The following is a 6,718-nucleotide window of genomic DNA, read 5'->3' on the forward strand; positions in this document are numbered from 1 at the left end:
CACATGATAAGCATCTCAAGGAAGTGCACCGTTGGCGGCCGGACCGATTTAGTTCCTTGAATCCTAGGCATGAAGCTTGGCTGCCATTCTCCTCAGAGTGACCGTGATCTCACACAGCCAGTCCACGCCTCGCCCAGTCATCGAGCTTGAGCACGGGTGCCATGTCGAAGAACCATCCGGAGGTGCCGCATGAGGCCTTCGTACGCATCGCGGTCAATGAGTCTCAGCAACAGGAAGTACATTACCATCCCTAGGGGGACTCCCAGGAGGAGGACGATTGTCACCACGCTTGCGTTACTACTGAGAATCGGGATCGCCAGGCGAGATGGTAGGACCGCGTACAGCCCCAGGCGAAGGGCGACTAGGAAGGCTCCCATCCCCGTTGTCGCGGCGATCGGCCCTTTGAGCCTCACCGCGAAGTCATGGAACCTCGCCCCGACCGTCTTGGCCGACTGCGCGAGGGACACGACCGCGACGATCAGGACTGGGACCGTCATCGAGAGGGCGGTCCCCGAGATGCTGTAGTACACGGTTAGGGGCCACAAGGGAATAAGCGAGAGAATCAAGATGAAGAAGTTCTGGCGCGCGATAATCCGCGGCGTGCCGTTCGCCGCGAAGAGGGACGAGCTGAAGTCGACGAGGGCTCGACCAATCCCGTAGAAGCCCAGGACGACCAAGGGAACCGTCGCAGCAACCCACGTCGGCCCGAGAAGAATATGTACGATCTCCGAGGCCATCACGGAGAGCCCGACCCCCGCGGGCAGGATCAGTACTGCGGCGTAGGAGAAACTCTCGAGGTAGGCGTCTCGCAACGCCTCGACTCTCGTTTGAATCCGAGTGAGGGATGGGAAGAGGGCGCCTCCGGCGGGTGTTGAAATGAGGGAAACCGGCAGGTAACCGAACCCGTATGCGACCGCGTAGTACCCGAGCGCGTCGGGTCCCAGCAGCCGGCCCACGGCAAAGTTGTCGATGTTCGTGATTAGGAACGCGAGGAGGGAGGCCACGATGAGATGCCGGGAGTAGGCCACCAGGGGACGGGCAACGGCCCCTCGAAGTGCGAGCCGGAATCGGCCGCCTCGCACAGCCACGTAACCTACGGTTGAGATGACTTGGGACAAGAGGAGTGCATAGACGAGGGACCAGACGCTGAACCCTGCGACGGCCAGACCGATGGAAATCACGGCGTTTGCAATCTGGCCCGCAAGGTTTGGAATCGCGAGGGTGCGGTAGCGGAGCTCCTGGGTCAGGCGGGTCGTGGGTACGAACGACCAGGGGGTGACGAGATAGATGAGCGCGACGATCTGCGTCGTGCTCGTCACCGCGAGCCCGCTGAATTTCGGAAACAGAGAAGCCCAAGGGCCGGCAACGAAGACGGAGACCGCGAACAGGGCGACCGCAATCGCGAGACGAAGCGTCATGCCGACGTTGTAGTCCTCGTCCGTCGCCGCCTGACCCTTTTGGATGATCGCATAGTCCAAGCCGAACGCGCCGAACGTCCCGACAAATCCGATGAGGCCCGTCGCGATCGCGAAGATCGCGAAGTCCGAAGGGAAGAGGAGGCGCGCCAGGACGACCTTCGTGATCACGCCCAGGATGCGGCTGAACCACCCCAGCCCGACGTTGATCACGATGTTCTCCGTCGTGCGCTGGCGGAACACTGCGGCCCCGAACGACCCCGCGGCCTTAAAGGTTCCAGGGAGCGCGAGCCTCGTGGGGCGGGAGTCGCGGCGTGCCGCGAGGGCTTCCGAAGTCTACGCCTCGGAGACCCGACTTCGGGTCACTGTCGGTTTTTCTTAACTGCCCCCTTCTTAGCTCGGGAGGGGCAAAGAGTCCCCGACAGAGACCGGGGAAGCCCGGAATCAGGACGCTCGCCATGCCTCCCACCGCACTGCGACTCGCCAAGACCGCGGAGCCTCCCGCGGAAGGTCCGGCGGAGAAGCTCCAGGCCCTCCTCTCGGCCTTCCAGTCCCGCGTGGACGGGGTGCGCGGCGTGGCCATCGCGGACAAGAGCGGCCTGCCCGTGTCCTCGTCCTTCGCCACGCGCGCCAACGTCCTCACGGTGACCGCGATGGCGACCATGGCGATCCAGTCGTCCCAGCGCGTGTACCAGAACCTCGCCCTGGAGGGCCCCAACGAGGTCGTCATGGTCGGGCCCGACTCCACGGTCTTCGTGTCCAACGTCGCGAGCGCCCAGCTCTCCGTGATCGTCGTCCTCGAGGGCTTCGCGAACCTCGGGCTCGTCCGGATCGAGGTGGAGCGCCTGAGCCGCGAGCTGTCCGAGATCCTCGGGATCTGAAGGTCCGTTCAATTTCCGTCCGCCACGCCCGTGCGGAGGACCGTCGCCTTCCGATGGCACGCGGGGCACTCGCCCGCGGCGGCGAGGCAGGCGCGGTGGTAGAACGCGCCGCAGTCGCAGCGCGCGGCGGGGATCGCGGGGCTCAGGGGCTCGCCGCAGACCGCGCAGCCTCCCTTCCGGGGTTCCGGCGCAGGTGGGGGCGATGCGGACGGCACCGGCGTCTCCTGCGTCTCGATCGGGAGGAACTTGAACAGGAGACCCCAGAACAGCGCGAGCCACGCCAGGAACAGGATCCAACCGGCGTAGGAGTGGGCCAGGAGGAGGTTCTGGAGGTCCGACTGGGCCGTGTCCGCGTAGTACCCGACGAGGACGATGATCAGCATGCGCAGCAGGTTGGCCACGTAGGAGGCCGCGAAACCCAACCCCAGGAGGAGCCAGAGCCGTCGGGAAGGGTGGGCGTACTCCGTCGTCAGGAAGGCCACGTACGCGGCCGCGAAGATCCCGAACGAGTAGATGCCCGAGCACGCGGTGGAGATCACGAGGGTCACGGGCGCGGCCATCTGGACCGGGGTGAACGTCAGGCCCGGGGCGGTGAAGCCGGGGACCGCATGGACCGAGTTCGCGACGCCGAGCCCGGACAGGAGGGCGCCGAGCTCCGGGGCCAGCGCGGTCCACGAGTACACGTCCACGGACGCGTCCGCGTTGTGCGTCACGAGGCGCGCGGCGAGCAGGGGCGCGACGAGGAGCAGATCGAGGAAGAGGAAGAACAGGAGGACGAAATCCCGCTCCCGCCCGTACCGCGAGGGGACGAGGCCGTAGCCGAGGAGCGCCGCCGCAGACAGCAGGACGAGGATGTCCTCGGTCAGGAGGTCCGGGGACGCGGAGAGCAGGAAGTTGTACCCGAGGTCCGCGACGACCAGGGCGACCCCGAACGCGGGGAAGAGCCGCACGAGGCGGCCGTCCCACGTCAGGACTCGGATCAGGCGGGCACCCAGGCTGGCCTGCGGGACGACCGCGGGTTCCGCGGCCGCGGGCCACAGCAGGAGGGCGAAGAGGGCCGCCCCCGCGACGAGGACGACGACGCCCACGCCGATCAGGTCCGTCGCGTGGGTCGGGTTCAGGACCATGCTGACGCCCGTGAAGGCGACGAGCAGGGCGACGAGGCCCAAGGCTCGGCGGTGACGTGCCATCGTCGCGGCCCACGCCTCGAGGCCCATGGCCCTCTCCCTCGCCGACCCGCCTCGAGCGTATAAGAACACTCGGAGGCCATTATCGGTCGCGTCACGCGTCCGACACTTCAAATACGCCGCAGCGAATCCGTCGCGCGGTGCCCGCGTGAAGGTCGTCGGCGGCTCGGCCTCCCTGCCCCTCGCCCGCGCCTTGGCGCGCGAGCTCGCGGTGCCCTTCGTGGACGCGAGCTTCGAGAAGCATCCCGGCGGTTTCCCGGACGCGGAGCGGTACGTGCGCCTGCTCGCCTCCGTGGCAGGCGAGCACGTCGTCCTGGTCCAGACGACCCATCCCGACCCCATGGTCGTGGAGTACTTCCTCCTCGCGGACGCGATCCGCGACGCGGGGGCGAGCCGCCTGACCGCGGTCATCCCCTACTTCGGGTACGGGCGGCAGGACAAGCGCTTCGCCGAGGGCGAGGCGGTGAGCGCGAAGACCATGGCGAAGCACATCGCCCTCGACGCGGACGAGATGCTCACGATGACGATCCACAACCCGGACATCCTGTCCCTGTTCCCGATCCGCGCGCGCGAGGTCAGCGGCGTCCCCGCGTTGGGGCGCTACCTCAAGTCCGTAGGCGTGGACCTGCTCCTGGCCCCGGACGACGGCGCGGTGCGGCTGGCCAAGGAGGCCGCGGCGATCGCCGGGACGCCGTACGACCACCTGGACAAGGAGCGCCTGGACTCCTACACGGTCCGGGTGACGCCCAAGGAGCTCAAGGTGAAGGGCAAGTCCGTGGCCATCGTGGACGACGTGATCTCCACGGGCGGGACCATCGCGACCGCGACCCGGGAGCTCAAGGCCCAGGGCGCGGCCCGTGTCCTCGCCACCTGCGTCCACGGCCTGTTCGTCGGCCGGGCGGAGGAGAACCTCAAGGTGTGCGACGAAATCGTGGCCACGGACACGATCGTCTCGCCCCACACGAAGGTGAGCGTCGCCCCCGAGTTCGCTCGGGCGCTCCGCGAGCTCACGGGATGAACAGGCTTGGGGGTCCCGGAAAGGGGGACGGGCGGTCTCAGAAGAAGGCGACGACCGCCGCGGCGAACGCGATCAGGAACCCGGACCAGATGAACAGGCCGACGTTCTGCATGTCCGTGGTCTTCTTGGAGCCCAGGGCGGCCGCGGTGTTCGCGAGGGCCGCGAGCACGGCGCCCGTGATCACGAGGAAGATGTCGAACTTGAGCAGGTTCGGGTCGAGGCTCACAAGCCTCAGGATGAACGCGAGCCAGATCATACCGAGTCCAAGCACGTTCACGAACCAGACGTTGCGCCGCGAGAGCATGTTCTCCGGAGACATGGGCTGGTAGTACATCCCGGCGGACGACTGCGGCGGCATCATCGGGCCAGATCCTTGGGGTGGAGCTGCCATGGTACACCTTGGCCGCGCCATCGGCTCAGGTTATAAAAATACTCTCCGGAGCATATTTAAGAGAGGATATAAAGGGGGAGCGCGCGCGGCCCGCTGAGGCGCCGTCCGCGGCCTACGCGGGCGGCGCGGGGCGGCTCAGGTTCGTCGGCTTCTCGAGGTACCGGTTGAAGGCGATCACGGCGATCGAGTTCCCGTACTCGGACATCTCCACGATGCCGTTCAGCACGGTGCGCAGGGGAATGATGATCTTCGTGTCGTCGTAGTCCTTGAGCATCATCCGGATCAGGTCGTGCTCGCGTTTCACGATGGCTTCCTGGAGGCGGATCGCGTCGTTCGCCTGCTTGATGTCCCGGGACAGGAGCCCGCCGATCGCCTTGCTGTAGATCTCCGTCACGGCCTCCGAGAGCTCCTTGAGCTGCTTCGCGAACGAGGGGCTGATCTCCGTCTTCATGTCCAGGAGGGTGATCACGTTCCGCGCGATCGTCTCGCAGTAGTCCGCGACGGTCTCGAGGTCCCGGGCGATCACCCGGTAGCCGGCGATCTCGAGGCGCGAGCGCATGCCCAGCAGCTCCACGAGGGCTTCGTCCACCTGGGCGCTCAGGACCAGGCGCAGGATGAGCCAGTACATCATGTCCGCGTCGTCCTCGCGCTTGATCGCGTCCTCCGCGAGGCGGCGGTCGCCCGTGACGAGGGCCTCGATGGCCTCCTCGAGCATCGTGGCGCCCAGGTTGTACAGGCGCTTGACCAGCGCGTCGAGCGGGTAGTTCGCGGGGTCGAGGGCGCACTGGAGGGTGATCTTGCTCGACATCTCTTCGATGATCCCGAGGCCCATGAGCTTCTTCGAGGTCTTCCGGACCTCCTCGATGTGCTCGCTCCGAAGCCGCGTGGACGAGCGGACGATGATCTTCTGCCGTCCGAGGACGTAGTTCCCGACGATGATCCGCTCCAGGAGACCCGGCTCGTCGCACAGGTCCGCGTCGATCACGTACGTCTCCCACTTCCGCTTGCGCTCCTCCATCGCGGGACCGGGCAGGATCCGGAGGGAGTCGCCCTCCTCCACGATGAACACCTGGTCCCCCTTCTTCAGGTTCCGCTGGGTGACCCAATCCTTGGGAAGGGAAATCGTGAGTGTGGCTGCGCCTACTTTCTGGATCTTCCGGCTCTCCATGCGGACTTCCCCCGTCCGATTACGCCCTTGCATCGGAACTAGCCATTACCTGTAAATATATCTTTTGGCAACCGAGGCGTCCTATATTCCGTTTCTCGACGTCGGTTCGGCGACTCCTCCCGAGGCCGAGAGACCCGGAGGGTTTCCCTCAAGACGCTCGAAGGGTCGCGAATATACTTTATGCTCGGAACCCTCCAATAGCGATGCCGCCGTGATGAGGTTCGGGCCCAGAAGGGCCTAGGGGAGCGACATGCCGGTTTCGCCACTCGACCCATCGAGGAGCGTAGCCGGTTCGACGCTCGGGATGATGACGGTCGCCTTCAACGGCCTTCCATCGCTTCCCCTCCAAGTTTTGGGCGATCGCCATCCCCTCCTTTTTCCCTGATCGGGAGGAGGAGCCCGGGCGCCGGAAGCGTCCGTCGTTCGGCCCTCCCGCGGTGTATATGCGGGTACAATCTCGCACGTGCGACCCATGCAGTACTTCGCCATAGCTTTTCCGCGTGGCCCGGAGTCGCAGAGCCGATGAGGCCGCGATTCGAGTCAATTCCAGTTGTCCAAGTCGTTTATGGTCCGGGGGGCCCTGGTTCGGGCATTCCTGGGGAAGCGTGAGCCGTCATGGCGGTGCTGGAACTCGTCCTCATGGCCGCCCTCGGGGCGG

6 protein-coding genes are annotated in these 6,718 nt (G+C 66.0%); 2 read left to right on the forward strand and 4 right to left on the reverse strand.

The genetic code is table 11. From position 1 onward, the window contains the following. Positions 1–137 precede the first annotated feature (137 nt). A complete protein-coding gene (locus tag VEY12_06535) occupies positions 138–1,658 on the reverse strand; it encodes an oligosaccharide flippase family protein (protein ID HYM39782.1) in 1,521 nt (506 codons plus the stop codon). A gap of 215 nt (positions 1,659–1,873) precedes the next feature. On the opposite strand from VEY12_06535, the gene VEY12_06540 reads away from it, so the two are divergent. After that, positions 1,874–2,296: a roadblock/LC7 domain-containing protein gene (locus VEY12_06540; protein HYM39783.1), complete on the forward strand. Its 423-nt coding sequence runs from the start codon at positions 1,874–1,876 to the stop codon at positions 2,294–2,296. An 8-nt stretch (positions 2,297–2,304) separates the two neighbouring features. Here VEY12_06540 and VEY12_06545 read toward each other — a convergent pair whose 3' ends face one another. Beyond that, on the reverse strand, positions 2,305–3,513 hold the full coding sequence (locus VEY12_06545) for an archaeosortase/exosortase family protein (GenBank protein ID HYM39784.1): 1,209 nt from the start codon (positions 3,511–3,513) through the stop codon (positions 2,305–2,307). Positions 3,514–3,631: 118 nt separating this feature from the next. Here VEY12_06545 and prs point away from each other — a divergent pair, with 118 nt between their 5' ends. Then, positions 3,632–4,501: a ribose-phosphate diphosphokinase gene (gene prs / locus VEY12_06550; GenBank protein HYM39785.1), complete on the forward strand. Its 870-nt coding sequence runs from the start codon at positions 3,632–3,634 to the stop codon at positions 4,499–4,501. A 37-nt stretch (positions 4,502–4,538) separates the two neighbouring features. Here the strand turns inward: prs and VEY12_06555 are convergent, their stop codons facing one another. Together VEY12_06555 and VEY12_06560 are read right to left on the reverse strand one after the other, a co-directional pair. Continuing rightward, positions 4,539–4,862: a hypothetical protein gene (locus tag VEY12_06555; protein HYM39786.1), complete on the reverse strand. Its 324-nt coding sequence runs from the start codon at positions 4,860–4,862 to the stop codon at positions 4,539–4,541. A gap of 142 nt (positions 4,863–5,004) precedes the next feature. Beyond that, complete coding sequence (locus VEY12_06560; GenBank protein ID HYM39787.1) at positions 5,005–6,060, reverse strand: phosphate uptake regulator PhoU; 1,056 nt, start codon at positions 6,058–6,060, stop codon at positions 5,005–5,007. Positions 6,061–6,718 lie beyond the last annotated feature (658 nt).

The sequence above is a fragment of the Thermoplasmata archaeon genome (genome assembly GCA_035632695.1).
Taxonomy (GTDB): Archaea; Thermoplasmatota; Thermoplasmata; order RBG-16-68-12; family RBG-16-68-12; genus RBG-16-68-12.